Source organism: Stenotrophomonas sp. NPDC077420 (genome assembly GCF_044543385.1).
GTDB lineage: Bacteria > Pseudomonadota > Gammaproteobacteria > Xanthomonadales > Xanthomonadaceae > Stenotrophomonas.
This window is the reverse complement of sequence record NZ_JBITVZ010000015.1, coordinates 85,496-110,138: the sequence shown is the minus strand read 5'-3', so window position 1 is coordinate 110,138 and position 24,643 is coordinate 85,496. Positions and strand designations below refer to the sequence as shown.

21 protein-coding genes and 1 tRNA gene are annotated in these 24,643 nt (G+C 65.3%); 10 read left to right on the top strand and 12 right to left on the bottom strand.

Annotated elements, in window-relative coordinates:
• Positions 1 to 23: 23 nt before the first annotated feature.
• The 3 genes from ACIGII_RS14910 to ACIGII_RS14900 all read right to left on the bottom strand — a co-directional run bounded on the left by ACIGII_RS14910 (position 24) and on the right by ACIGII_RS14900 (position 2,405).
• Positions 24 to 1,616, bottom strand: coding sequence for a type 4 pilus major pilin (locus ACIGII_RS14910; protein ID WP_399639118.1), 1,593 nt, complete (start codon positions 1,614 to 1,616; stop codon positions 24 to 26).
• Between the two features lie 10 nt (positions 1,617 to 1,626).
• Positions 1,627 to 1,932 (bottom strand): hypothetical protein, encoded by a 306-nt coding sequence (locus ACIGII_RS14905; RefSeq protein ID WP_399657555.1) that lies wholly within the window; start codon positions 1,930 to 1,932, stop codon positions 1,627 to 1,629.
• 107 nt (positions 1,933 to 2,039) lie between these two features.
• On the bottom strand, positions 2,040 to 2,405 hold the full coding sequence (locus tag ACIGII_RS14900) for a conjugal transfer protein TraD (RefSeq protein WP_399639121.1): 366 nt from the start codon (positions 2,403 to 2,405) through the stop codon (positions 2,040 to 2,042).
• Between the two features lie 363 nt (positions 2,406 to 2,768).
• On the opposite strand from ACIGII_RS14900, the gene mobQ reads away from it, so the two are divergent.
• Positions 2,769 to 4,772, top strand: coding sequence for a MobQ family relaxase (gene mobQ / locus ACIGII_RS14895; RefSeq protein WP_399639122.1), 2,004 nt, complete (start codon positions 2,769 to 2,771; stop codon positions 4,770 to 4,772).
• A gap of 71 nt (positions 4,773 to 4,843) precedes the next feature.
• Here mobQ and ACIGII_RS14890 read toward each other — a convergent pair whose 3' ends face one another.
• Positions 4,844 to 5,731 (bottom strand): serine protease, encoded by an 888-nt coding sequence (locus tag ACIGII_RS14890; RefSeq protein ID WP_399639124.1) that lies wholly within the window; start codon positions 5,729 to 5,731, stop codon positions 4,844 to 4,846.
• A 1,387-nt stretch (positions 5,732 to 7,118) separates the two neighbouring features.
• Here ACIGII_RS14890 and ACIGII_RS14885 point away from each other — a divergent pair.
• The gene (locus ACIGII_RS14885; protein ID WP_399639126.1) at positions 7,119 to 7,325 is read left to right on the top strand and encodes a hypothetical protein; all 207 of its coding nucleotides are present in this window, start codon (positions 7,119 to 7,121) and stop codon (positions 7,323 to 7,325) included.
• A 63-nt stretch (positions 7,326 to 7,388) separates the two neighbouring features.
• On the opposite strand, the gene ACIGII_RS14880 is transcribed toward ACIGII_RS14885, so the two are convergent.
• From ACIGII_RS14880 to ACIGII_RS14870, 3 genes are all read right to left on the bottom strand, one after another.
• Positions 7,389 to 8,987, bottom strand: coding sequence for a site-specific integrase (locus tag ACIGII_RS14880; RefSeq protein ID WP_399639128.1), 1,599 nt, complete (start codon positions 8,985 to 8,987; stop codon positions 7,389 to 7,391).
• Positions 8,988 to 9,090: 103 nt separating this feature from the next.
• Positions 9,091 to 9,164, bottom strand: a tRNA-Gly gene (locus ACIGII_RS14875).
• A gap of 117 nt (positions 9,165 to 9,281) precedes the next feature.
• The gene (locus ACIGII_RS14870) at positions 9,282 to 11,111 is read right to left on the bottom strand and encodes an autotransporter outer membrane beta-barrel domain-containing protein (protein WP_399639130.1); all 1,830 of its coding nucleotides are present in this window, start codon (positions 11,109 to 11,111) and stop codon (positions 9,282 to 9,284) included.
• A 203-nt stretch (positions 11,112 to 11,314) separates the two neighbouring features.
• Here ACIGII_RS14870 and thiS point away from each other — a divergent pair, with 203 nt between their 5' ends.
• The 4 genes from thiS (at position 11,315) to ACIGII_RS14850 (ending at position 15,019) form a co-directional block, all read left to right on the top strand.
• Positions 11,315 to 11,524, top strand: coding sequence for a sulfur carrier protein ThiS (thiS, locus tag ACIGII_RS14865; protein WP_399639132.1), 210 nt, complete (start codon positions 11,315 to 11,317; stop codon positions 11,522 to 11,524).
• Between the two features lie 91 nt (positions 11,525 to 11,615).
• The gene (locus ACIGII_RS14860) at positions 11,616 to 12,410 is read left to right on the top strand and encodes a thiazole synthase (protein WP_399639134.1); all 795 of its coding nucleotides are present in this window, start codon (positions 11,616 to 11,618) and stop codon (positions 12,408 to 12,410) included.
• Complete coding sequence (gene trmB / locus ACIGII_RS14855; protein WP_399639136.1) at positions 12,410 to 13,144, top strand: tRNA (guanosine(46)-N7)-methyltransferase TrmB; 735 nt, start codon at positions 12,410 to 12,412, stop codon at positions 13,142 to 13,144. Before ACIGII_RS14860 ends, trmB begins: the two co-directional genes overlap by 1 nt.
• Positions 13,145 to 13,171: 27 nt before the next feature.
• Entirely contained in the window at positions 13,172 to 15,019 is a 1,848-nt protein-coding gene (locus ACIGII_RS14850; RefSeq protein WP_399639138.1) for an SLC13 family permease, read from the top strand.
• 123 nt (positions 15,020 to 15,142) lie between these two features.
• Here ACIGII_RS14850 and ACIGII_RS14845 read toward each other — a convergent pair whose 3' ends face one another.
• Positions 15,143 to 15,490 (bottom strand): Rieske (2Fe-2S) protein, encoded by a 348-nt coding sequence (locus tag ACIGII_RS14845; RefSeq protein ID WP_399639140.1) that lies wholly within the window; start codon positions 15,488 to 15,490, stop codon positions 15,143 to 15,145.
• Positions 15,491 to 15,667: 177 nt separating this feature from the next.
• On the opposite strand from ACIGII_RS14845, the gene ACIGII_RS14840 reads away from it, so the two are divergent.
• The 4 genes from ACIGII_RS14840 to ACIGII_RS14825 all read left to right on the top strand — a co-directional run bounded on the left by ACIGII_RS14840 (position 15,668) and on the right by ACIGII_RS14825 (position 19,029).
• Entirely contained in the window at positions 15,668 to 15,943 is a 276-nt protein-coding gene (locus ACIGII_RS14840) for a hypothetical protein (RefSeq protein WP_399639142.1), read from the top strand.
• A gap of 103 nt (positions 15,944 to 16,046) precedes the next feature.
• Positions 16,047 to 16,754 (top strand): fumarylacetoacetate hydrolase family protein, encoded by a 708-nt coding sequence (locus ACIGII_RS14835; RefSeq protein WP_399639143.1) that lies wholly within the window; start codon positions 16,047 to 16,049, stop codon positions 16,752 to 16,754.
• A 58-nt stretch (positions 16,755 to 16,812) separates the two neighbouring features.
• Positions 16,813 to 17,217, top strand: coding sequence for a large-conductance mechanosensitive channel protein MscL (gene mscL, locus ACIGII_RS14830; protein WP_399639145.1), 405 nt, complete (start codon positions 16,813 to 16,815; stop codon positions 17,215 to 17,217).
• Between the two features lie 390 nt (positions 17,218 to 17,607).
• On the top strand, positions 17,608 to 19,029 hold the full coding sequence (locus tag ACIGII_RS14825) for a M28 family peptidase (protein ID WP_399639146.1): 1,422 nt from the start codon (positions 17,608 to 17,610) through the stop codon (positions 19,027 to 19,029).
• Positions 19,030 to 19,140: 111 nt separating this feature from the next.
• On the opposite strand, the gene ACIGII_RS14820 is transcribed toward ACIGII_RS14825, so the two are convergent.
• From ACIGII_RS14820 to ACIGII_RS14805, 4 genes are all read right to left on the bottom strand, one after another.
• Positions 19,141 to 20,580, bottom strand: a complete 1,440-nt coding sequence (locus ACIGII_RS14820) for an alanine/glycine:cation symporter family protein (RefSeq protein WP_399639147.1) — start codon at positions 20,578 to 20,580, stop codon at positions 19,141 to 19,143.
• 25 nt (positions 20,581 to 20,605) lie between these two features.
• A complete protein-coding gene (locus ACIGII_RS14815; RefSeq protein WP_399639149.1) occupies positions 20,606 to 21,613 on the bottom strand; it encodes a hypothetical protein in 1,008 nt (335 codons plus the stop codon).
• 580 nt (positions 21,614 to 22,193) lie between these two features.
• Complete coding sequence (locus tag ACIGII_RS14810) at positions 22,194 to 23,027, bottom strand: TrmH family RNA methyltransferase (RefSeq protein WP_399639151.1); 834 nt, start codon at positions 23,025 to 23,027, stop codon at positions 22,194 to 22,196.
• Positions 23,020 to 24,537: an alanine/glycine:cation symporter family protein gene (locus tag ACIGII_RS14805; protein ID WP_399639152.1), complete on the bottom strand. Its 1,518-nt coding sequence runs from the start codon at positions 24,535 to 24,537 to the stop codon at positions 23,020 to 23,022. Before ACIGII_RS14805 ends, ACIGII_RS14810 begins: the two co-directional genes overlap by 8 nt.
• Positions 24,538 to 24,643: the final 106 nt, after the last annotated feature.

Sequence of the window (24,643 nt, the reverse complement as noted above, 5' to 3'; positions counted from 1 at the left end):
GCGGGGCTTTTCCTTTCCTCGACTCAAGGAAGAACGCGGTAGTAGAACGCCACGCTGCCGCGTATGACCGACCCGTTATCAGTGGAGGCGTTGCCACGGAACTCGAACTCCACAAGCTTGCCGTTGAAGCTGAGGGTTTGGTTGCTCGCGGTGAACGATGTCGGGCTGCCAGGGCGGGCCGTGTTGCTGCTACTGCCCGCACCTGAGACGGTGGCGGTGGCCCCGTTGTAAGTGATTTGCAGGCTGCCATCACCGCGCACCGGGCCCCAAGTGCTGGACCAGTCAGAGCTTTGACCCGCCAAATAGGTCCAGTTCGTAGCTTCGGTCAAGGTCAGACGGCCAACAGTGCCGTAGGCGTTGGCCACGGACAGGTTTACGAAACCAGAGACGACCACCAATCCTTGCGTGGCGCACGTGTTCGTTTCACTGCGGCGGGTGCCGGTGAAGCTCCAAGCAGACCAACCTCCATAGGTGGGGCCAGGTGCGGCGGTCGTGCCGGCCGGGCATCCGTAGGAACGCTGACGCGTGGCGACTTGCTCGGCTTCCCAAGTGTGCGCCCCAGCCTGGCCCGTTGGGCATGCCTGCGAGGCGCCGACCCATTGGGTAGAGCTTTCGGTTTCCGGACCTGGGCAGGCTACGCAGGCGTTGCCGGCATTCGCCCAGGGACCAGGCTCAGGGGAAGCCCACGCTTCTGGGCAGGCCCACGTGCGGGTTTGGTGGACCATCCCCCACGTGCCGGCAGGGCAGGCGGCAACGTCTTGGTGGTCCGGGCCTGGCGGCGTGCAGCGGGTCAGAGACGGCGGATTGATGGGAGTCGTGGGCAGAATACCTACCCCTGGACCAGGCACAACCGGGGCGGCCGGCGGCGCGCCAGGCACCACAGGCGGCGACGGCGGGGGCGCAGCTGGGGCCACGGTGACCGGGGTGCCTGGGGTTGCGTCGCCCACACTGGGCGCACCGGTAACCGGGCCGGTGGGAGTGCTGGGATTGGCCGGGTCGATGGACGGGGGCACGGTCGGCAAAGTCGGCGGGAGCGTGGCTACCGCAGAGCCGCTTGCCAGGCCGGAAAAATACACGAAACCCAGACGGTCGCCACCGTCCTGTTCGCATGCGGTGGCAGCGTTGGCCGGGTCGTATTTGTTGTTCAAATAGATGCTCTCGCCGTTGACCTGTGCATCCCACACCGCTGGGTCGCCGGCCATCGCTGCAACCAACTTGGCGCAGGCTGCCTTGGGCACGTCACTGGTTTCGACTAAAAACGAGTCGTTCCCACGCTTCACCGTGTTCGGCCAGAACGAAACGGAGCCGCCCCACACGTTGCGCAGGCCGTCGCTTTGCCTCAGCCGCTGTGCGGCCAGGCCATCCGTTCGCACGAGCGACGTGGACAGGCCTGAATAGCCGCCCACGATTCCTAGGCTTCGTTCGATGGCGCTGGCGGTCTCACTGAAATCCAGTTGAGTTTGTTTCACGTCGGCGGCCACGCTGGTCGGGCCAAACAGCAGCCAGCCGGCGGCCGCTATCGCGGACGAGACGCCGAGGACCAGCAGAACCTCGACCAGGGAGAAGCCGCGCGATGGGGTGCCGGCAGCGGAACGGTCAGGACGATGGATATACATAGAGGTTTCTCTAGAACCGGGGAGGCCGAGGAGCGGATAAAGGCTTGCTCTTCTGGCCCGACCGGGCCGCGCGCCAGTCAGTGACGGACGGCATGCCAGCGCCAATGGCGCGTGAGCGAGTGTGGGCACGGAACAGTTGGCCCAAAAGCGGGGCGTAGGCGGTGGCGTAATCCGTGGCGGAGACGCCTTCGCCGTTCGTGACCTCTGGATTGGCGCCGGCGTTCAGGAGCAGGGTCGCCGTCTGGACGAGTGCGCCGGTCTCCGTGTGACCGAACGCGTTCACAACTGCATGGAGCGGTGTGTTCCCCAAGCACATGACGCCGTTTATGTTGGGGTTATGACCGGCTGCCAGCAGCGCGGCGGTTTCGCTAGCGTCCCCATTCGCTGCGGCCTCATGGAGGGGATTGGCTTCGGCATACGTGCTCATGACCGGTTGGCCTCTCGGGCGGCGGCGCGGTCTTCCAGGTGTTTGATGCCCCGCTCTCGCAGCGCGTCGCGCCTCTGCGGCTCACGTTCCAGCTGGGTCGTTATGACCAAAAGCGCACCGACAATCTCGGCGGGGTCCCAGTCATCGGCTTCAGCTGCAATGACCAGACCGCCCAGAACGATTTTTCGGTGAGCATCTTTTGAGCGGAACAATGCGGCGCGCTCCTTCGCTCGCTCCTTCGTCGCCTGCCGCGCTTTACGTTCTTTCTCCTGCTTTTCAGCAACCAGCAACTTGGCTTGCTCTCTCGCTGCCGTTTCCAGAATCTTTCCTAACTTTATTTTTTGTTGCTCAACATTAGCCACGACACGCCTTTAATCAGACCCGATAGACCATGCAATCACAAACTAGGCCGAAGGCAAGGGGGGGGCACCGCCCTCAACTGGCGCGAGCGAGCAGCGAGCGCCGCCTTTGCTCTTGGCTAAAAAGTTGACAGTTTCAATGTGCATGGGAACCTGAAATCAAGGGCCAGCGAGCGAAGCGAGCGACCCGGGTTCTCATGCAGTTTTCGATGGGTGCGCAGCGCCCAGAGAAAACAACAAGAGCGCACTGAGAGTAATCCCTTCGGGATTACGTGCGGTCAGGGGCTACGCCCCCGACACCCCGGCGCGCTGCGCACGCCAGCCCCCCATTGCTCGCCCCCCAGGGGGCTGCGCTAGGAGACGGGATTGGCGATTTACCACTTCACTGCAAAGGCTTACTCACGCTCGGGGGGACACTCGTCCACCGCTGGCGCTGCCTATCGCGCGGGGGTGCGGATTGAAGACGCCTTGACCGGGACGGTCCACGACTACACGCGCCGCCAAGGCGTCGCGTTTTCGGCGCTTTGCCTGCCTGGCGAACAGACAGCCGACCGGGCGGAGTTCTGGAATCGGGTCGAGGCCCACCACAAGCGCGGAGACGCCATCACATGCCGTGAGGTGGAGGTGGCGCTCCCCGCCGAACTCTCTCCCGAGAAGCGTCAAGAACTGGCGCATGGTTTTGCCCGCCATCTGGCGGAGCGCTACGGCGTGGCCGCGGACGTGGCCATACACGAACCGAGCAAGGGCGGGGACGAGCGCAATCACCACGCGCACATTCTGCTCAGCGCGTGCAGCGTTAACCCAGATGGCAGCCTGGGGAAAAAGGCCGTGGCGCTGGACCCGATTGCCTGCAAGCGGGCCAAGCAACCCACGCTGGCAGACAGAGAACGGGAACACTGGGCCAAATTCGTCAACAGCATGCTGGCCGCCGAGGGCGTCGCGGAACGCGTAGACCATCGTTCTTTGTTGGACCAGCAAGTCGAGGCCGTCGAAAAAGATGACTTCGCCAAGGCGGCCAAGTTGAGCCGCCCGGCCACCAAACACGAGGGAAAGGCGGTCACGCAAGCCCGCCGCCGGGGCGAGCGCTTGCCGCGCGCTAGACGAAACGACGGCGTGCGCGACGCTTCAGCCAGCCGCGTGACGGCCCACGCCGAACGCTTCGAAGCCCTCAAGACCCAAGCCGCTGCCGAAGGCCGCTTGGCCCAAGTAGATGAGCAAGCCCTGCATGCGCAAGCGCTTTTGGAACGCCGCAAAGAATCCGGGGCGCGCCTGCGCTCCGCCGTTAACACCCTTACCAACGAGGCCGCACGCCATGAACCCAGCAGTTCCAGCCGCCAGCCCGGCCGCAAGCGTGGCCCCCGTGCCCCCGCTCTCACCCGAAATAGCGTTGATGCTCTCCGAGTCCGAAAACCCGGAACTGGCGACGAGCGCGTGCCTGCGCTGCGCCCACTCCACAGCCTTAACCCTGGCTTGGCCACGGGGGGACGACGAGCGCCCGAAGCCGGCGGATTTAGTCGTGTTCTGCGGCCAGATGCACCGCGATATCACGACCCTCGTCCAGCGGTGCTCAGGATTTCAGCCCAAGCCCTGACACCCGGGGCAGGGGCCGCCGTCCAGGCGCGTGCACAGCGTCCCGCTGCGCACAAAGCCGGGTCATCCATGCCCCGGCAAGCCCCCGTTGGGGGCGGTCATCAGAACAAGGGGGCGGCTGGCATCGAGCGCGCTTCACGCAAAACCACACCTAACAGACAGGCGGAACTCATGGCCGGCGAGCAAGTGACACAAAGTTTGGACGCGATGATCGCGCACATGTTCAAAGTGGCACGCCTGTCGCTTCAATCCAGCAACAGCAACAGCAACAGGACCGCCACGCCCGAGCAACGTTCTGCCTCTCGCACACTCCTCAGGTGCCACACGGACTTAGAGGAGCGCCAAGCGGCCTACGGCCAGGCGAAGAAGGACCGGGAGCAAGCGCGGTTAGACCGTCGCAGGGCCGTGGCCGACGCCAACACGTTCCCTGTGCCCACGGATTTGCTGTCCACGGCGCTGCGCAAGGTGGGACGGCCTACCGCCGAAGACAAGACCGCCCAGGCCGCGCAGAAACAGAAGCGGCAAGCGAAGGGGCAGGAGCAGCAGGCTCGGAAGCTCCGCGATACGACCAGAGAGGCCAAGAAAAAGGCCGAGGTGGCGTTCGAGCTGGCCAGGGCCGACTTTTTGACACAGTTCCCGAAGCAGTTCCCGCCCGCTAAACCCACCGCCGAGCTCGCACCGACGCGGGACATGGCGCCAATGCCGCCGACCCCGGACCAAGCCGTGCGGCCACCGGAGCCGGTCAGTCCGCCTCGCCGTCGGCCGCCGCCGATGCCTTGAGAAGAGCCGCGACGGCCTTGGCGCGCTGCTCCGGAGACAGCGGAGCAGGTGCCAGCGTGCCTTCCGCCATCTTAGAGAGCGGTCGCCTTCGTGAAGAGCTTCCCCGATAACGCCGATTCCTTTGCAATGGCTACGATGTCGCTAATGGCGCTTGCGTGCACAACATTGCCTAGATTCATCATAGATTGGACCACCGGAACAATGGTGGTGGCGGTCGGGATGTCTCTCTGGATGAGCGCACCTTCGCTGGTGTAGAGCGGCCCTGAAGCCAAGATGCCTAGCAACTGCGCCTTAGTTCCCGGTGTGTATCCATTATCTTTTGTTCTAAACATCAAATCTTCAAAGAGAAAAACGGGAGAACCGCTTGAACCGGGGAAGCAAGCGGCATCAATCACAAACTCAGGCTTCCCGTTCCACCTCAGGAACGGATGACTAGCGGTGCTTCCGCGCCTCGCTAGAGGGCGGTTGTTTTCTTCGTCCCATAGCCCATTCGGATAGCCAATCATCATCACCGGCTCGATTGGTCTAATGTTCTTTTTCTCGTCATCTGGAACTAGGAAGCTAGCATTTAGGAACGTATTCCTCAGCTGGTGTCCGGCCAAATGCATGTCTCCCATGATGTCGCCAATGTAAAAAGCGCAAAGGTCAACCGCGGGGTCGGGGTGCGACAGCATCCGCTCCTGAAATCCGGGGATTAAAAAGTTTAGATGACTGTCTCCAGGGGCAACGACCATCTCGCTCATGACGTTGCTTGGCTGACGAACGGTCAGCGTCATCTTGACCTCATTGCAGTTGGCAACAACATGCTTATTTGTAATCACCAACGGAAAATCTGCGACTCCTTCAGGGACATCGAAATTAGCCATGTAGAAAAACCCAGTTCCTACGGACGCTGATACGCCCGCATTGCCGCAAAGTAGCCGAACCGTAGAGAGCGAAATAAGAGTTGCAGGATTCATTCACCACCTCTAGAAATAAAAAATACGCCCCCGGCTTGACAAAACCGGGGGGCGTCTTAGTTTTGATTCACGGCCCCCGAGACAGCGAATCTCGGAGGCGAGCAAAGTAGGAATCAGCTACCTGCCCAGGCAAGGCCCCTTGAGGCCACTCTAACAAGCCCGGACGGACCCGCAAGCCCCTTCTTTCTCTCCTCCGAATCCATTGCCTCGATGGCCTGCGCGATTGGCGCTAGGCGGGGGTGGTTCGTAGCCATCAAACGGTTCTGTCAATCAGCCCTTGACCGGGCAAGCGCGCGGCAACTGGGGACTGGGGGCTTAACTGTGTAGGACACCCCCGCAACCTGGGCCTGCGAGAAACCGCAGGCGAACGCTGGCTTTGCCGCAGCCCGAGAGAGACGCCTACAGCAGACCGTGGGCGGCGTGGACCGGGGGCAGCAGCGGCGACGCTGTGAACCATGCTAGGCCGTCACGGGGTCGAACCCCGCCGGCACACCCGCAGCCGCAAGGCACATCAAGCGCGGGCCGACTATCTCGTTTTTCCTGGCCCTGACGGGTGGGGGGCTCGTGCCCAGCGACCCGCAAAACGGGTTGCCCGCCCAAAACGAACAGCGTTTTGAGCGAGCGAACCGGAAGGCCGAGGCCGCCGCCTGCGGCGGCGGACCTCGGCAGCAGGGGGGTCGCAGGGGGGCGCGCTGTCAGCGCCCCCCCGTTGCTTCAGGCCGCCTATCGGCGTCTTCGCGGCCGAGGGGTCACTATCAGGAGAACACGCGCGCGGGCTTCGTCGCTGGGCAGTCTGCGCTTGGGTTCAACAGCAACAGCAAAAGCACGGGCGGCTATGCCGCCCTTCTGACCTCGCTGCCGCTCGGCTCCCCCTGGGGAGAAAGGCGGGAGGCGGCGCCGGTGCGCCGCCGGACTTGCGCATTTGCCCAAACGCGCTAGAAACTGCTGATGAACAACGCACAACAACGCGCCGCCGAGCGTGCAGCAAACAAACTATTGAAGGCGAAAGGGTTCGCCGCCAATGGCGCGAGCCTGAAAAAGAGGCGCCGCAAGGGCAGCAAAAAATAAGTCGCGAGACTGTTAGGTTATTGCCTTGACATAGGCGTAGCGCCGTGGGAAAACGACCTTGTCGGCGGTTCCCCGCATTCGCGGGGATGAATCGAAGTTCACCGCCCTCCGGGTGGATTATAAAAAGCTTTACCCGCCGTCACCAAAACCCTGCTCATGCGGGGTTTTTTGCTTTCTGCAGGCGAATCCCACCCCTACACAGGACCCGCAGCCCCGTGCCATCCGCCTGCAAGGGGTTGATGCGGTTGGGCTGCGTGGTTCTGGCGGCTGCGCCTTTAGATGGGGTATTGTTCGCCCACACCCTGCTAGGAGGCATACCGTGGGCGAATGGTCGGACTATTTTGAGGACTTTCCGGAAGAGAACCCAGCGAACTGGGTCAACGGACGTTTTGACCCTGCGGCAGCTCGGCGCGAGCATCAGAAGGCCGAAGCGCTTGCGCAGTCCCAAGCAGACTTGAACAGCACCGTTCGTAGGATGATTGACGAAGGCAATCGGCGCGCCCTCGAAAAGCAAGGCAAGCCGTAAATCGCCCCGAGCGGGGAGATTGAAGGTCCGCAACCGCCCCTCTTTGCTTCGCAACGCCTCCGCTTACGCGGGGGCGTTGGTCTTGGTCGTTGACGCTCGCGCCTCCCGCTTAGCAAGCACCGCCGCCCGCTGCAACTGCTCAGCGAACTGGCCAGCTGTATACGCCGGTAGCTCCACCGGTGCGACGAAGCGCGCCAACGTTGCGACTCGGTCCGGCAGGCTACCGCGGTCGATGTAATGCCGCTCCAATACGGTTTGCCCGCGTGAGTGACCCGTCAGAGGTGCAATGGCTGAAGGGGTCGCCCCGGCAGTATCCAACAGGCTCGCGAACGTGTGCCGGAAGCCGTGGAAGCCCTGCCCTTTCTCTTCCACCCCGCGCCTTTTCGCATACGTAGAGAACTGACGGGACAGCTGTCGGCCGTAGCTCAACTCCTTGCTTCCGGGCAGGTTAGGAAAAATCCTGACGTGGCCAGCCGCTTTTACCTCAGCGACATAGTCAAGGAATCCCGCTGCCAAGACAGGACCGGCCAGAGGAACAAAACGGCGTGAGTTCGGATTCTTGACCCGCTTATCTTCCTGCGACGCGCGGACAAAGAACCCTTGCACGCCGTTCACGATGTCGATGTCCCCAATGCGCAGCTGCGCGACCTCCGTCACTCGCGCACCGCTGTAAAGCCCCAGCATGGTGCCAAACCACCTGTGGGGCCATTTCGCTGCCCAAGCCGAGAATGCAGCTGGCTCAAACAGAGCTTGCAACTGCTCCGTGCTGAATGGCGAACCTTTGTCCTCCGCATCGGGGGTCTGCATCGGGCGGACGCCGCGAAGCGGGTTCCGCTCCAGGTGCCCACCGTCAACCAAGGACACCAAGAACACGGACAGGCGCTGACGGTGCTTCGCTTGCGTCCAGGCAGCGGGTGCGGGCTCCTCGTTCTCTCTCGCCGCTGCAACAACCTCATGGACGTTGGCCATGTCGCGGTAGGGCAACCGCTTCGTTGCATTGGCTGGCCACCAGCGCACCACTTCAAAAAACGCACGCACGTGGTCCTGGCTTAGCGAAGAGACGGGCACATCTGCCACGATAGCTCCGGCGAAGAGCCGCAACGAATGCCTACTTTCCAAGACGGTTTTGCTGTGAAGGTTTGCGCGCTCCAAGTCGGCCAGGTGGTCGGCGATGGCGTTCGATAGACGGAGGCCGGCCGACTCTGCCTGGATGCGGGCAGACGCTTCACGCATTTGCTGCTTTCGCCGGCCCGCTCGCTCCCAAAAAGCTTCTGTGGGTTCGGCAGACGGGCTAGGCAAGCCGAACGTCTCTGCGAAAAGCAACGCGTCTTGCGGCGTATCGATTTGTGCCCGGGCCACCCGTGTGCCATTGGGCAACTCCACGCCCTCAAGCGTCAGCTCAAACAGCTCACCCGACGCCGCTTTGCGCAGCAGTTCATCCATTTCTGCCTTGTCCATACATCCCTCTAGCCGCCGTAGGGCAGCGAACACTTTGGAGAGTGCCATGCCCATGCGTGCGGCCGCTAGTCGCGCAGCATCGCCACGAGGCAAATAGAGGGGACGGATAAGGAAGCGAGAGCCTATGCACGCGCGTAGTTTTGCAGGCACCAAAAAACGAACGTATAGCCCGCTGGAGCGCTGCAAGAAAAAAGGTTTTGGCATTGAACGATACCTAAAACGATACCTCGGGGAGGCGTTTCAGATACCGGATTTCCGACTAAAACCCTTGCATTTTCATGCACTTACAGGCATGATGAGGGTCGAGTGGAGCGGGTGAAGGGAATCGAACCCTCGTCAGTAGCTTGGGAAGCTACAGCTCTACCATTGAGCTACACCCGCTTGGTGCCGGGGAAGTTTAGTTGCCCGGGGGGTTAAAAGGCAACGGGCGGTTTGCGGCCGCCCGTTGCGTTCGGCACGACCAACGGTCGTGCCCTACCGGTTCTGGCCGGCGTTACGTCAGAAGCTGCCGCTCACCGTGGCAAACAGGCTGACGTCGCGGGCGCGCTTCTGCGCCGCGGTGGTGCTCATGCCGATGTTGCTGTTGAGGCCGAACAGGCTCATGCGCGCACCCAGTACGGCGGTGGCGTAGTTCTTGTCGAACTCCAGGCCCGGCACCTTGTACAGGCCCACGTCCGGCATGGTCTGCAGCCAGGCGCTGGCCTGCTTGTCGTCTTCGAACTCGTGGTCGTAGGTGACCTGCACGTACGGCTTGACGCTGCCGCCGTCGAAGCGGGCCTGCCAGCCCACGCGGCCCACGGTGGAGTCGGTGTCCTGGTTGGCGTAGCCCAGCGCGGTGGCGCTCGGGTTGGATTCGACGTACCCGTCCAGCTTGACCTTCTGCCAGATCACCGCGGCCACCGGACCGTGGCGGAAGCCGCCTTCGGTGCCGAACTCGTAACCGGCATTCAGCGCGGCGGTGAGGTTGCTGCCTTCCGGCGAGCCGGTGTGGGTGCGCTCGGCCGGGCCCAGCTGCACGCGACGGGTCACGTCGTAGTCCAGCCAGCTGTAGCTGACCTGGCCGTTCACCCACACGTTTTCGCCATACCAGCCGGCGAACAGGCCCAGGGTGGTGTCGGACTGGGTGAAGTCGCCCTTGCTGTTGCCGAAGTCGGCATCCATGCGGCCGTAGCCGGCGAAGCCGCCGACCACCATGCCGTCCTGCGCCCAGTCGATGCCGAACAGGCCGGCCGGGGCCATGCCGTCATACAGGTCGGCGTGGTCGTAACGCTGCATGTCGCCACGCAGGCCACCCCACCAGCTCAGGCCATCGGCCGGGCGGCCATCCAGGTGCCCGCTGACCTGGTCGGCGCGCGCGCGGCCCACGGTCTGTGCCGAGTGGGTCAGGATCTGCTGGTTGCGCGGGGCTTCCAGGATCGAGAGCGTGTACTGGCCCAGCATCTGGTGGGTGGCGGTGGTCGGGTGCACGCCATCGGCGAACACGTAGTTGTTGGCCGCGTTCGGGTTGGCGTAGGCGGTCGGGTTGCAGGTCAGCGACGAGGCCGTGGCGCAGGCCGGGCTGGTGACGTTGATGAAGCCGTAGGTGCCCGGGCTGGCGACGATTTCCTGCAGGATGTGGAAGGTATCCACCGGGATGACCTGCAGGCCGGCAGCCTTCAGGCCACCGAACAGCGCATCGTTGTAGGCCTTGGCCAGCGCGGTGCCCTGCGCCATGCCCACCGCGCCACCGGCGCGTGCAGCCGGGGTCAGGCCGATGTCGGGCAGGGTCGGCACGACGATGTACTGCGCGCCGGCGCCCTTGAGGGTACCCACGATGCCGACCTGGTCGGTCACGGCAGCGCCGAGGGTGGCCTGCAGCGGTGCGCCCGCCTGGATGGCGAACAGGTCGTTGGCGCCGCCCCACACGGTGTACAGGGCGTTGGCGTCGGCCTTGCCGCCGTTCGCGGCCAGGTACTGCGCGGTCTGGGTCTTGAGCGAGTAGACCGGAATGGCCGGGGTGCCCGGGGCCAGGGTCTGGGTAGTGTCCACGCCGACGCGGGCGCCGCCGATGGCGTAGTTGTCACCATTCTGGCCGTTGCCATGGGCGGTGGCGTTGGTGCCGTAGTAGTCGGCCACGTACTGCGCCCATACCCAACCCGGGTTGGTCGTGAACTGGCCGGTGACCGGCTGCACTGAGGCCGGCAGCAGCGGGCGGAAGTAGCCCTGGTCGGTCAGGCTGTCGCCGATGAAGATGGTCTTCGAATAGGGCGACTGCGCCATTGCCGGCACGGCGGCCAGGGCGATGGCCACGGCCATCAGGGAACGCAGGGGACGCTTGCTGAGCAGCATGGAAAAAACTCCTTTTTGGGTGATGACGGCCGACGTACGGCGGCGCACGGTGCCATGGTTCCACTGCACCCCGGCGACATCACGCTGCGCTGCGGCATGGCCGGGGCCAAGGGCACGCAGACGTCAGACACCACGGGCCGGGACGGGCATCGGTGGGGGCGCAAGGGTACGCAGAAGTGACGACTTTGGGGGACAATCGCGCCATGAACTTCGTCAACATCACGCTCAACGGCGAACCCCGCCAGCTTCCGCAAAGTGCCACCGTCCTGGACCTGCTGCAGGCCGAACACCTCACCGAGCGCCGGGTGGCAGTGGAGGTCAACGGGGAGATCGTGACCCGCAGCCGGCACGCGGGCCATCTTCTGGCCGAAGGCGATGTGGTGGAGATCGTGCACGCGTTGGGGGGCGGCTGACGGTGGGACCGCCTGGGCCGGCCACCGGCCGGCGCTACCGGCATCTGCACTATCCGGACAGGAATGGCCTGGTTGGGCGATAATTCTTCGCATGACTGCTCCTTCTTCCCCCGATTCGCTGGTGATCGCCGGCAAGACCTACGCCTCCCGGCTGCTGACCGGCACCGGCAAGTTCAAGGACCTGGATGAAACCCGCGCTGCCACCGAGGCGGCCGGCGCCCAGATCGTGACCGTGGCGATCCGCCGCACCAACATCGGGCAGAACCCGGGCGAGCCGAACCTGCTGGACGTGCTGCCGCCGGAGCGCTACACCCTCCTGCCCAACACCGCCGGCTGCTTCACCGCCGACGACGCGGTGCGGACCTGCCGGCTGGCGCGTGAGCTGCTGGACGGCCACGCCCTGACCAAGCTGGAAGTGCTGGGCGACCAGAAGACGCTGTACCCGGACGTGGTGCAGACCCTCAAGGCGGCCGAGCAGCTGGTCAAGGACGGCTTCGAGGTGATGGTCTATACCTCCGACGACCCGATCCTGGCCAAGCGGCTGGAAGAGATCGGCTGCGTGGCGGTGATGCCGCTGGCCGCGCCGATCGGCTCGGGCCTGGGCATCCAGAACCGGTACAACCTGCTGGAAATCATCGAGAACGCCAAGGTGCCGATCATCGTCGATGCCGGCGTGGGTACCGCCTCCGACGCGGCGATCGCGATGGAGCTGGGCTGCGACGGGGTGCTGATGAACACCGCCATTGCCGGTGCGCGCAACCCGGTGCTGATGGCCAGCGCCATGCGCAAGGCGGTTGAAGCCGGGCGCGAGGCGTTCCTGGCCGGGCGCATTCCGCGCAAGCGCTATGCGAGCGCGTCCTCGCCGGTGGACGGGTTGATCGGCTGATGACCAATCCCTTCGACAGCGCAGGCGCCAAGGCGCCGCCCAAGCCTTTCACCGTCACCGAAGGCCGCCGCGAGGTGCGCAGCTTCGTGTTGCGCCAGGGCCGTTTCACCCCGGCCCAGCAGCGCGCGTTCGACGACCGCTGGCCGCGTTTCGGGCTGGATTTCACCGGCGAGCCACGCGACCTGGACGCCACGTTCGGGCGCGATGCACTGAAGGTGCTGGAAATCGGCTTCGGCAACGGGGCCGCGCTGCGCTTTGCCGCGCAGCAGGATCCGAGCCGCGACTACATCGGGCTGGAGGTGCACGCCCCCGGCGTGGGCCGCCTGCTCAACGCCCTGGCCGACGACAACGCCGACCACGTGCGCCTGTACCACCACGATGCGGTGGAGGTGCTGGAAAAGGAAATCGCCGATGGCGCGCTGGATGAAGTGCGCATCTATTTCCCCGATCCGTGGCACAAGAAACGCCACAACAAGCGCCGCCTGATCCAGCCTGCGTTCGCCGCGCTGCTGGTGCGCAAGCTGCGCGTGGGAGGCCGGCTGCACTGCGCCACCGACTGGGAAGACTACGCCGAGCAGATGTGGGAGGTGCTGGACGCCACCCCGGGGCTGGTCAACCGGGCTGGTCCACGCGGGCAGGTGGAGCGGCCGGAATGGCGGCCGCAGACGCACTTCGAAACCCGCGGCCAGAAACTTGGCCACGGGGTGTGGGACCTGCTGTACGACCGTACCTGATCCCCCCACCAGGAATCGCACCAACCCATGGACACCACGCTGACGCTGACCACCGACATGAAGCTCGTTCTGGGGCTGGTCGGCTTCACGATGGCGATGTTCCTGTTCGAACGCATCCGCGCCGACGTGGTGGCGCTGGTGGTGCTGGTGGTGCTGGGCGTGACCGGCCTGATCGCGCCGGAGGAAATCTTCGGCGGTTTTTCCGGTAACGCGGTGATGAGCATCATCGCCACCACCATCCTCGGTGCCGGGCTGGACCGCACCGGGGCGCTGAACCGGCTGGCGGCCTGGCTGCTACGACGCGGGCATGGGGTGGAAACCCGGCTGCTGATGATGACGACCGCCATTGCCGGCTTGAATTCGTCGTTCATGCAGAACCCTTCGGTGATGGCGCTGTACCTGCCGGTGGCCTCGCGGTTGGCTGCGCGCACCGGGCTGACCCTGCAGCGCCTGCTGCTGCCGATCGCTGCGGCGATCGTGATGGGCGGCGCGCTGACCATGGTCGGCAATTCGCCGCTGATCCTGCTCAACGACCTGCTGGCGTCGGCCAACAACAACCTGCCCTCCGGCCTGGCCACCATCGAACCGCTGCGCATGTTCGCGCCGCTGCCGATCGGCCTGGCGCTGCTGGTTGCGTCGCTGCTGTACTTCCGCTACTTCGGCGACCGAAAGCTGGTGGAAGAGGAAACCCTGGCCAACGACGGGGTGACCCCGGCCCGCACCGAGAGTTATTTCGCCAAGACCTACGGGATCGAGGGCGATGTGTTCGAACTGGTGGTCAGCGCCGAGAGCCCGTTGGTGGGCATGACCTTGGGCGAGGCGGAAACCGTGCACGACGCGCCGCTGATGCTGGCGCTGAAAACCGGCAACGACACGCGGCTGGCGCCGCCGGCGGAAATGCGCATCTGGGTGGGCAGCGTGCTGGGGGTGATGGGCAGCCGCCAGCAGGTCAGCGATTTCGCGCAGAACCAGTTCCTGCGCATGTCCTCGCGGCTGAAACACCTGGGCGACCTGTTCAACCCCAGCCGCGCCGGCATTTCCGAGGCGGTGGTGCCGCCCACGTCCGATGTGATCGGCAAGAGCGCATCGGACCTGCGCCTGCGAAAGCAACGCGGGATCAGCCTGTTGGCGATCAACCGCGACAAGCAGGTGATCCGCGAGGACGTGCGCAACGTGCCGCTGCGCGCCGGCGACATGCTGGTGTTCCACAGCATCTGGACCGACCTGGCCCAGGCGGCCAAGAGCCGCGACTTCGTGGTGGTCACCGATTACCCCAAGGGTGAGCAGCGGCCGCACAAGTTCAAGATCGCGATGTCGATCTTCGCCATCACCATTTTGATCGCACTGACCTCCAAGCTGCCGGTGGCACTGACCCTGATGACCGGGGTGGCCGGCATGCTGCTCACCGGGGTGCTGCGCATGGACGAGGCCTACGCGTCGATCAACTGGAAGACGGTGTTCATGATGGCCGGGCTGATTCCGCTGGGCTGGGCGATGGACAGCAGCGGCGCGGCGGCGTGGGTGGCCGGGCACACCATCGACCGGCTGCCGACCGGCATTCCGGTGTGGGTACTGGAAATCGCGCTGGCGCTGCTGACCACGGTATTTTCGCTGGTGATCAGCCATGTTGGCGCGACCATCGTGATGGTGCCGATCGCGGTGAACCTGGCACTGGCCGCGGGCGGCAGCCCGACGGCGTTCGCGCTGATCGTGGCGTTGTCGGCGTCCAACAACCTGATGACCGCCTCCAACCCGGTGATTTCCATGATCACCGGCCCGGCCAATTACACCCCGCGCGAGTTGTGGCGGGTGGGCGCGCCGTTGTCGTTGATCTACACCATGGTGGTAGTGGTGATGATCAATCTGATGTTCTGAGCGGTGTACCGACCAACGGTCGGTACCTACCAATGATGACCCGGGGTGGGCGGCATGGGCCGGTAGATGCCGACCGTTGGTCGGCATGGAACAGGTAGATGCCGACCGTTGGTCGGCATGGCCTTACACCAGGAACACCTGCCCGTCCCGCACTTCCAACGCCACGCCCCGCAGCCGGTCGCCCTTGCACGGACCGGCCACGCACTCGCCGTCATTCAATGAAAACGACGCGCCGTGCGCCGCGCACACCAGGTCGCCCGCCTTGCTTTTAAGGAACTGCCCCGGCGCCCAGTCCAACCGGCGCCCGGCGTGTGGGCAGATGTTCAGCCAGCCACGCACGCTGTTGCCGTCGCGGTACAGCACGACCGATTCATGGTCGCCCTCGATGCCAGCCTCCACTTCCGCGAATCCCCCGTCGGCAATGCGTTCCAGCGCGATCAGCGCGGCGGTGGGAGCATCGGGAAAAGACATGGATTCGCCGTGGGAAACAAGGTGCGCCATTGTCGCACGCCGTCATGTGGCTGGCTCGGCGATGAACACAAGTGCTTGATTACAAATGAACGACCGTCGCGATTAACGTATTTTTCACTCAATGACAGAACGCTGCCGGGATACTGGCGACTCGCTGACTTCAGCCAAAGAACCGTCATGTACAACCGCTTCCAGTTCAACCAGTTCCGCTCCCTGTTTGCGCCGCGCAAGCCGCGCCATCCGTTGGTGCGCGTTGCGGTGGGTCTGCTCGGTCTGGCGATCCTTGCCGCGTTGGTGTTCGTGGGCGTGTTCGTGGGCGCGGCGATGATCATTGCCGGGGTGGCGTGGAAGCTGCTGGCCAACCGCAAGCAGGCGGCGCGTGCTGCCGACCCGCAGGTGGTGGAAGGCGAGTACCACGTGGTACGCAAGCAGGCGCTGCCGCTGTCGCGTTGAGGTTTCGGTCGGCGACGGCTGACTGCAGGCCGCGCCGTCCGACATTGTTGCCGACCAACGGTCGGCACTACACTGCCCGCATCCCTTGATTCTGGATGCGCGCATGACTGATGTAATCCCCGCCCCCGAACAACCCCGCATCCCGGTCGCCGGTGGCGGAACGTTTCCAGTTCGCCGCGTGTACTGCGTAGGCCGCAACTTCGCCGACCACGCCAAGGAAATGGGCGCGGCGGTGCCTGCCGCCGATGATCGCGGCCGCCCGATGTTCTTCAGCAAGCCGGCCGATGCCATCGTGGTCGGCCATGACGATGTGATCCCCTACCCGCCTTCGACCCAGGACCTGCACCACGAAGTGGAGCTGGTGGTGGCGATCGGCCGCGACGCGCCGGCCGGCGAACTGCCGGTGGACCAGGCCGAGGCGCTGGTGTTCGGCTACGGCGTCGGCCTGGACCTGACCCGTCGCGACCTGCAGGCCGCGGCGAAGGCCAAGGGCCACCCGTGGGATTCGGCCAAGGGCTTCGACCATTCGGCGCCGGTCAGCGAACTGGTGCCCGCCGGTGAAGTCGGCGACCTGGCGGCGCTCAACCTGTCGCTGGAAATCAATGGCGAAGTGCGCCAACAGTCGCTGCTGGACCAGATGATCTGGAACGTGCCGGAAATCCTGCACGAGCTGTCCAAGCTGTGGGCACTGCGCTCGGGCGATCTGGTGTTCATGGGCACGCCCGCCGGTGTTGCCGCGCTCAAGCCGGGCGATCGTTTCAGCGCGCGGCTGGAAAACGTGGCCGAGCGCCACGGCATCATCGCCGGATGACGACACGCGCCGCGTTACGCTGCGGCGACCTTTGCTATCCCCGCTACAGGAGAACCCGATGGGAATGCTGACTGAGTTCAAGGAATTTGCCATGCGTGGCAACGTCATCGACCTGGCCGTGGGTGTGGTCATCGGTGCGGCATTCGGCAAGATCGTTACCGCGCTGGTGGACAAGATCATCATGCCGCCGCTGGGATGGCTGATCGGCCGGGTGGATTTCTCCGAGCTGGCGTGGACCCTGGCCCCGGCACGCGTGGCGGCTGATGGCACCGAGATTCCGGCGGTGGTGATCGGTTACGGCGATTTCCTCAACACGCTGGTGCAGTTCATCATCGTGGCGTTTGCGATTTTCCTGCTGATCAAGGTCATCAACCGCGTCGCGCGGAAGAAGGAAGCAGCGCCGGCGGCGCCGAAGGAAGAAATCGTGCTGCTGCGCGAGATCCGCGACAACCTGAAAAAGTAAGAACGTTGTGACGGCGTACCGACCAACGGTCGGTACCTACCGTTGAAAGGCCGGGTGCGTGAGGCATTCCGTAGCCCGGCAGGCCGGGTGCGTGAGGCATTCGTAGCCCGGCGGGCCGCGTGCGTGAGGGATTCCGCAGCCCGCGGGCCGCGTGCGTGAGGGATTCCGTAGCCCGGCGGGCCGCGTGCGTGAGTAGTCCGTTGGTGGGCTGGGCGCGTGCGTCGGGTATCTCCATGGTGCGTGGTGCATGCGGTAGGCGACGACCGTTGGTCGTCGCCCGAACCACCGGTGGAAATCAGCATCCGCCCAACCATGACCTTGCGCCCATGTGCGGCGCGGACAGGCTGCTAAGCTCGGGGGCTTGTGCCCTGCCGCCCCGGAGTTCGTCCCATGCGTCGCCGCGTTCTTGCCATTGCATCGTCCCTTGCCCTGCTGGCCGCCCCGGCGTTTGCCGCGACCGGCACCACCACCCTGCCGCCGAAGTCGCTGGCCACCGCCGCTGAGCTGCGCGAGCAGGCCCTGAAGGACGACACCGGTTGGAAGGTGGTGGAATCGCTGACCACCGAAATCGGACCGCGTATCGCCGGCAGCGAGGCCGACGCGCGCGCCGTGGCCTGGGCCGAGGCCAAGTTCAAGTCGCTGGGCTTTGACCGGGTCTGGAAAGAGCCGGTGACCTTCCCGAAGTGGGAACGCCGCAGTGAGCACGCCCAGGTGCTGGGCAAGCATGCGCAGCCGCTGACCATCACCGCGCTGGGCGGCAGCCCGGGTGGCACGGTGGAGGCCGAGGTCGTGCGCTTTGCCGACCTGGCCGCGCTGCAGGCCGCACCGGAAGGCTCGCTCAAGGGCAAGATCGCCTTCGTCGATTACCAGATGACCGCCTACCGCGACGGCCGCGATTACGGCAAGGGCGGCGCGGTGCGCAGCAAGGGGCCGTCCGAGGCGATCCGCAAGGGCGCAGTGGGCTTTGTGATGCGCTCGGCCGGTACCGATTCGCATCGCGTTCCGCACACCGGCATCACCCGTTTCGATGACGGCCTGACGCCGGTGCCGTCGGCAGCGCTGTCGGTGCCCGACGCCAACCAGCTGGCGCGGCTGCTCGCGCTGGGGCCGACCACGATCAAGCTGAGCCTGGACTGCGGCTGGGACGGCACCGCGACGTCGTACAACGTGATCGGCGAAATCACCGGGCGCAGCCTGCCCAAGGAAGTGGTGGTGATCGGCGGCCACCTGGATTCCTGGGACCTGGGCACCGGCGCGATCGACGACGGCGCCGGCGTGGCGCTGACCATGGCTGCCGGCCATTTGATCGGCCAGCTCAAGCAGGCGCCCAAGCGCAGCATCCGCGTGGTGGCATTCGCCAACGAGGAGCAGGGTCTGTACGGCGGCAAGGCCTACGCCGACGCGCATGCCAAGGACATCGTGCTGCACCAGTTGGCCGCCGAGAGCGACTTCGGTGCCGGCCGCATCTATGCGTTCAACACCGGCTCGCCCAATCCGGAAGGCTCGCGCGACGCAACCCGGCAGATCGCCGAGGTACTCAAGCCGCTGGGTATCGAGTACGTGGCCGACAAGGGCGGTCCGGGCCCGGACATCGGCCCGCTGGCGGCCAAGGGTGGCGCGTGGGCGTGGCTGGCGCAGGACGGAACCGACTACTTCAACCTGCACCACACCGCCGACGATACGCTGGACAAGATTGAACCGGCTGCCCTGGCCCAGAACGTGGCGGCATACACGGTGTTTGCCTACCTTGCAGCAGAAGCAGACGGCACGTTCGGCAGCGAAGCCAAGGCGACCACGCCGCCGAACGAGTGACAGCGCGACGCGCTGTCACCTGGTAGAGCGGACCGTTGGTCCGCTGCGCGTGGTGTTGGAGCAGCCGTCTGACAGACGGCTCTACCTGGAGCAGCCGTCTAACAGACGGCTCTACCTTGCCCATACCGTGGTGCTGGGGAGTACGCCGGGCGCCGGCCGATAGACCGGGTCCCTGCCCGCGCCGCGCGAGGCTTCATAGTCGCGCAGTGCCGCCAACGCGGGCTTCTGCAACAGCAGCAGCGCGATGATGTTCAGCCAGGTCATCAGGCCTACGCCGATATCGCCCAGCGACCATGCCACGGTGGCCGTGTTCAGCGCCGAATAGAGCATGGCGCCGACAAAGCCGCAACGGAACAGGGTCATCACCAGCGGCGAATGCCGGTTGCGGACCAGGTACACGACGTTGGTTTCCGCGGTGTAGTACAGCGCCAGGATGGTGGTGAACGCGAACGGGATGATCGCCAGCGCAATGAACGAGCGCCCGAATCCCGGCAGTGCCGATTCCACCGCCTGCTGCACGAATCGCGGCCCTGCTTCCAGGCCGGGCACGTTGGCCACGATCCACTGCGAGGGCACCGCCGGGTCGTACACGTTGTAGGCGCCGGTGGACAGGATGAGGAACGCGGTGGCACTGCACACGACCATGGTGTCGATGTACACCGAGCACGCCTGCACCAGCCCCTGCTTGACCGGGTGCGAGACTTCCGCCGCCGCTGCCGGGTGCGCGCCGCTGCCCATGCCGGCTTCGTTGCTCATCACCCCGCGGCGCACGCCCCACTGGATGGCGGTGCCGATCATGGCGCCGAACGCGGCGTCCTGGCCGAAGGCGCTGCGCAGGATGATGGCGAACATTTCCGGCACCGCATCCAGGTTCAGGGCCATCACCACGGCGGCCACCACCAGGTAGCCCAGCGCCATGAACGGCACGATCACCTGCGCCACCTGGGCAATACGGCGTACGCCACCGAAGATGACCATGGCCACCACCGTGCCGATGCCCGCGGCGGTGATCCAGCCCGGTACCGCCCAGGCTTCGTCCAGCGCACTGACAATGGCGTTGGACTGCGTGCCCGGAAGCAGCAGGCCGCAGCCGACCACGGTGCTGAGCGCGAACAGCACCGCATACCAGCGTTTACCCAGGCCCTTTTCGATGTAGTACGCCGGTCCGCCGCGGTACATGCCGTTGCTGTCGTGCTGTTTGTAGATCTGCGCAAGCGTGGATTCGACAAACGCGCTGGACGCCCCGAGGAACGCCACGATCCACATCCAGAAGATCGCGCCCGGGCCACCGTAGGCGATGGCCATGGCCACGCCGGCGATGTTGCCTACGCCCACCCGGCTGGACAGCGACAGGCTCAGCGCCTGGAACGACGATACCCCGGCCGCCGAACTGCGGCCCTGGAACATCAGTTTGAGCATTTCCGGCAGGCCACGCAGCTGGATGAAGCGGGTCCGCACGCTGAAGTACAGACCCACCAGCAGGCACAGGCCGACCAGCGCGGGACTCCAGACGATGCCCAGCAGACGGGCGACGATGTCGTCGAGGCTCATGGCTCACTCCTCTGCAGCGCGCACATCAGAAGAACATGCCCAGCGCAACCTGCGGATTGATGTAACGGCCGGTGTTGCGCCCGGCCACGGTGAACTCGGCACCGGCGATCAGCCCGACGCTGGGGCTGAAGTGGTACTGCACGGCGGGGGCGAGGGTGACATTGCGACTGCCGGGACGGCGCTCGTCCACGCGCTGCATGCCGCCATCGGCGGCGGGGGCGTAACCGCTGAGGTGGCGGTCGCTCTGGCGGCTGACGGCGAACTCCATCACGCCCACCCACTTCGGGCTGAAGCTGTACTCGGCCGCGGCGGACAGGCCAATCAGCGAGCCCGGGGCGATGCTGCCGCGGAAGCCTTCGGGGGTACCGTAGACGCTGTGGTCGTTGATCGCCACGCGCGCCGGTGCGGGACTGGCGCTGAACTGACCCCGCCAGCGCAGCGGACGGCCGTTGGGCAACCACACCACCTGCTGCATGCCCAGCCCGAACGTGGTGCGCTGCACGCCGTCGCCCTGCGCGTTGAGCGGATTGCCGTCGATGCGGTCGTAGCTGCCGGTGGCATACCGCTGGCTGAGCGATACCGAGATGGCCGGGCGGGTGCCGTCGGCGTTGGGGGCCTGCAGCAGGTACTGCACCATGGCGGTGGTGTCGCCGGCGCGGAAGCCGCGGCTGCGCTCGCCACTGGTTTCGGCGCGCGATGCACTCAGATTGACCTGGGCGGTGACGCGCTGGCCCAGGCCATACGCGATGGGCACCACGGTCAGCCAGGCACTGCTGCGACCGACGCTGTCATGCCGACGACCTTCGCCGTCGAAGTAGCTGTCGCTGTCGATCCGGATCAGGTAGGGCTCGATGAACAGCCCGCCCTTGGGCAGCCCGGCCGGATTGGGGGTAATCAACGGCCCCATGAAATTGACCCCGTCCAGCGTACGCTCGTCGGCGAGCGCGGCGGCAGGCAGGCATACGCCGACCATCACGGCGGCGATCAGGGCGGAACGGGAAGAGCGCAGGGAGCGCAGCGCAAAGGTCGTCATGGAATGCCTCCGTGGTGACAGGGTGGTGCGGCGGGTCGATCCGCCGCACCGGCAATCTGCACAGGAAGCAAGCTCGGAAAAATCGGTAAATCACGCGATTGTCATGTTCTGTGCGCAAGCGCACGCATGAAAATGCTCATCGCGCCACATCCGATTTCGCGCAGTGCCGGGGCACCGTGGTGGCTACCGGAATTACATCGTCAATGGCTCAAAACGACGCTCAATGAAAGGGGTTGAATTCCGCGGCACGGACGGCAGTTGTCGCTTTTCACCTGCGTGGCGGCGGCACCCACAAAAAAAGCCCGGCCAGAGGCCGGGCTACCGGGATTCATCACACCCCACGCGGTGAGCGCCACGGACAGACCGTGATCCGGACAACGGCGCCGCACTGGGTGGGTGTCTCTCCTCACCTACGCAGTGCAGTGCCGCTTTTCACTGTGATGCAGCGCAAACACTGCATACCATCCGAAAAATCCGAATCCGCTGTAAGCGTGACTTCATTGGAGAAGTCGATCACATCACGTGGGGCAGCGCGCGTTTGCGTTGCCCCGTTTAAAGCGCGACGACCAACGGTCGTCGACTACCGTTGTGCGTACCAATGCGACAGCAGAACCGCAGTGGCCGAGGCAACATTCAGACTCTCGACCGCACCGCTGCCGGGAATGGACACCTGCATGTCGCACGTCTGCGCCAACGCGCGATCCATGCCCTCGCCTTCGGCGCCCATGACGTACACCAGGCGTGCCGGCAGCGTGCTCTTGAATAGATTTTCGCCGCCGTCCACCAGCGTGGCAGCCAGGCTGAAACCACCGGCACGCAGCGCATCCATTGCCTGCGGCAGCGCCGGCAGGCGCACCAGCGGCACCGCTTCAGCGCCCCCTTCGGCAACGCGTGCGGCCGCACCCGAAAGCGCCAGCGTGGAATCGGGTGGCAGCAGCAGCCCGGCCACGCCGAAGTGCGCCGCCGAACGCAGGATGGCGCCAAAGTTGTGCGGGTTGCCCACGCCGTCCAGCCACAGCGCCAGCACCGGCCTGGGGGCGGGCAGGCCATCGAGCCACTCCGCCAGGGTGAGCATCGGCGCACGCACCACGTCGGCGACCACGCCTTCGTGGTGGGTGGTGGCGGCCAGCTTGTTGAGGTCGCCCTCCTCCACCACGCGGTAACCGACGCGGTTGGCCACGCACCACTTCAGCATCGGCTGCAGGCGCGGGATCAGCGCTTCGGCCAGGTACAGCTTGCGCAGCGCCTGCGGACGGCGCTCGAACATGGCCTGCACCGCATTCCAGCCATACAGGCGCAGCTCGTCGTTGCCGCGCCCCGGGGGTGGCGGGGTGCCACCCTCGCGCGGCGGCAGCGGGGTGGCCCGCGGCGGGCGCGACGACGGACGGCGGGCGTTTTTCCAGGGATCATTCACTACGGGACAGCTCCAGCTTGCGTTGACGCCAGAAATCGGCGTTCTTGATGCCCAGGGCATCGGGGTCGAAGATCGGATCCAGGCCGAGCTTCTTCTGGCGCTCGTAATCGCGCAGGGCGATCAGGGCCGGTTTCTGCACGATCAGGATGGCGACGATGTTCAGCCACGCCATCAGGCCCACGCCGATGTCGCCCAGCGCCCACGCCATCCTGGCGTTGTGCATGGCGCCGAAGACCACCATGCCGATGATGCCCAGGCGCAGCACCAGCACGGTCAGCGGACGCTTGCGGTTGTGGTTGATGTAGCTGAGGTTGGTTTCGGCCATGTAGTAATAGGCCATGATGGTGGTGAAGGCGAAGAAGAAGATCGCCATCGCCACGAAGGCCGAGCCCCAGCCCGGCAGCACGGTTTCCACCGCGGCCTGCGCATAGCCCGCGCCTTCGGCCACGCCGGCCAGGCCGGCGAATACCGGCTCGGCACCGGCCACCGGCGAGTACACGTTGTAGGTGCCCGCGGCCAGGATCAGGAAGGCGGTGGAGGTGCACACCATCATGGTGTCGAAGTACACCGCGAAGGCCTGCACGTAGCCCTGCTTGGCCGGGTGCGAAACTTCCGACGCCGCTGCGGCGTGCGGACCGGTGCCCTGCCCGGCTTCGTTGGCATAGATGCCGCGCTTGACGCCCCATTCCACCGCCAGGCCCATCATCGCGCCGAAGGCGGCGTGGGCGCCGAAGGCGCTGCTGAAGACGGTGCGGAACATGTCCGGCACGCGGTCGGCATTGAGCGCCATGATGGTGATGGCCATCAGGATGAAGCCGGCGGCCATGAACGGCACCACCACTTCGGCGAAGTTGGCGATGCGCTTGACGCCGCCGAAGATCACCACGCCCAGCAGGAGCGCCACGACAATGCCGATGCCCAGCTTGAGCGCCTGCACCGATTCCATGCCCATGAACTGGCCATCCAGCGGACCGCACAGCGCGCCGCCACGGCAGGCATTGATGATGCTGTCGGCGATGGCGTTGGCCTGCACGCCGGGCATCAGGAAACCGGCTGCCACGATGGTGGCCATGGCAAAGGCCACCGCATACCACTTCAGGCCCATGGCCTTTTCGATGTAGTACGCCGGGCCGCCGCGATAGCGGCCTTCGGCATCCTTGGTCTTGTAGATCTGCGCCAGGGTGCACTCGATGTACGAGGTGGACGCCCCCAGGAAGCCCATCACCCACATCCAGAAGATCGCACCGGGGCCGCCGAAGGCGATGGCGGTGGCCACGCCGGCGATGTTGCCGATGCCCATGCGGCCGGCCATGGACATGGCCAGGGCCTGGAACGAGGACACGCCGGCGTCGGACTTTTCGCCCCGCACGGTGAGCCGGCACATTTCGAAGAACCCGCGCAGCTGCATGAAGCGCGTACGGGCGCTGAAGTACAGACCCGCCGCCAGGCACAGGAAGATCAGCGCCTTGCTCCAGATGATGCCATTGATGAATTCAACTACTGCTTCCACGCGCTCTCTCCAGTCGGCGGAAAATGAAGGACGTCCCGTCGGCTGGAAGGGACCGGGTCGATTCTCCACCATAGCGCGCCAGCCCGATAGGGCCGATTGACCCACC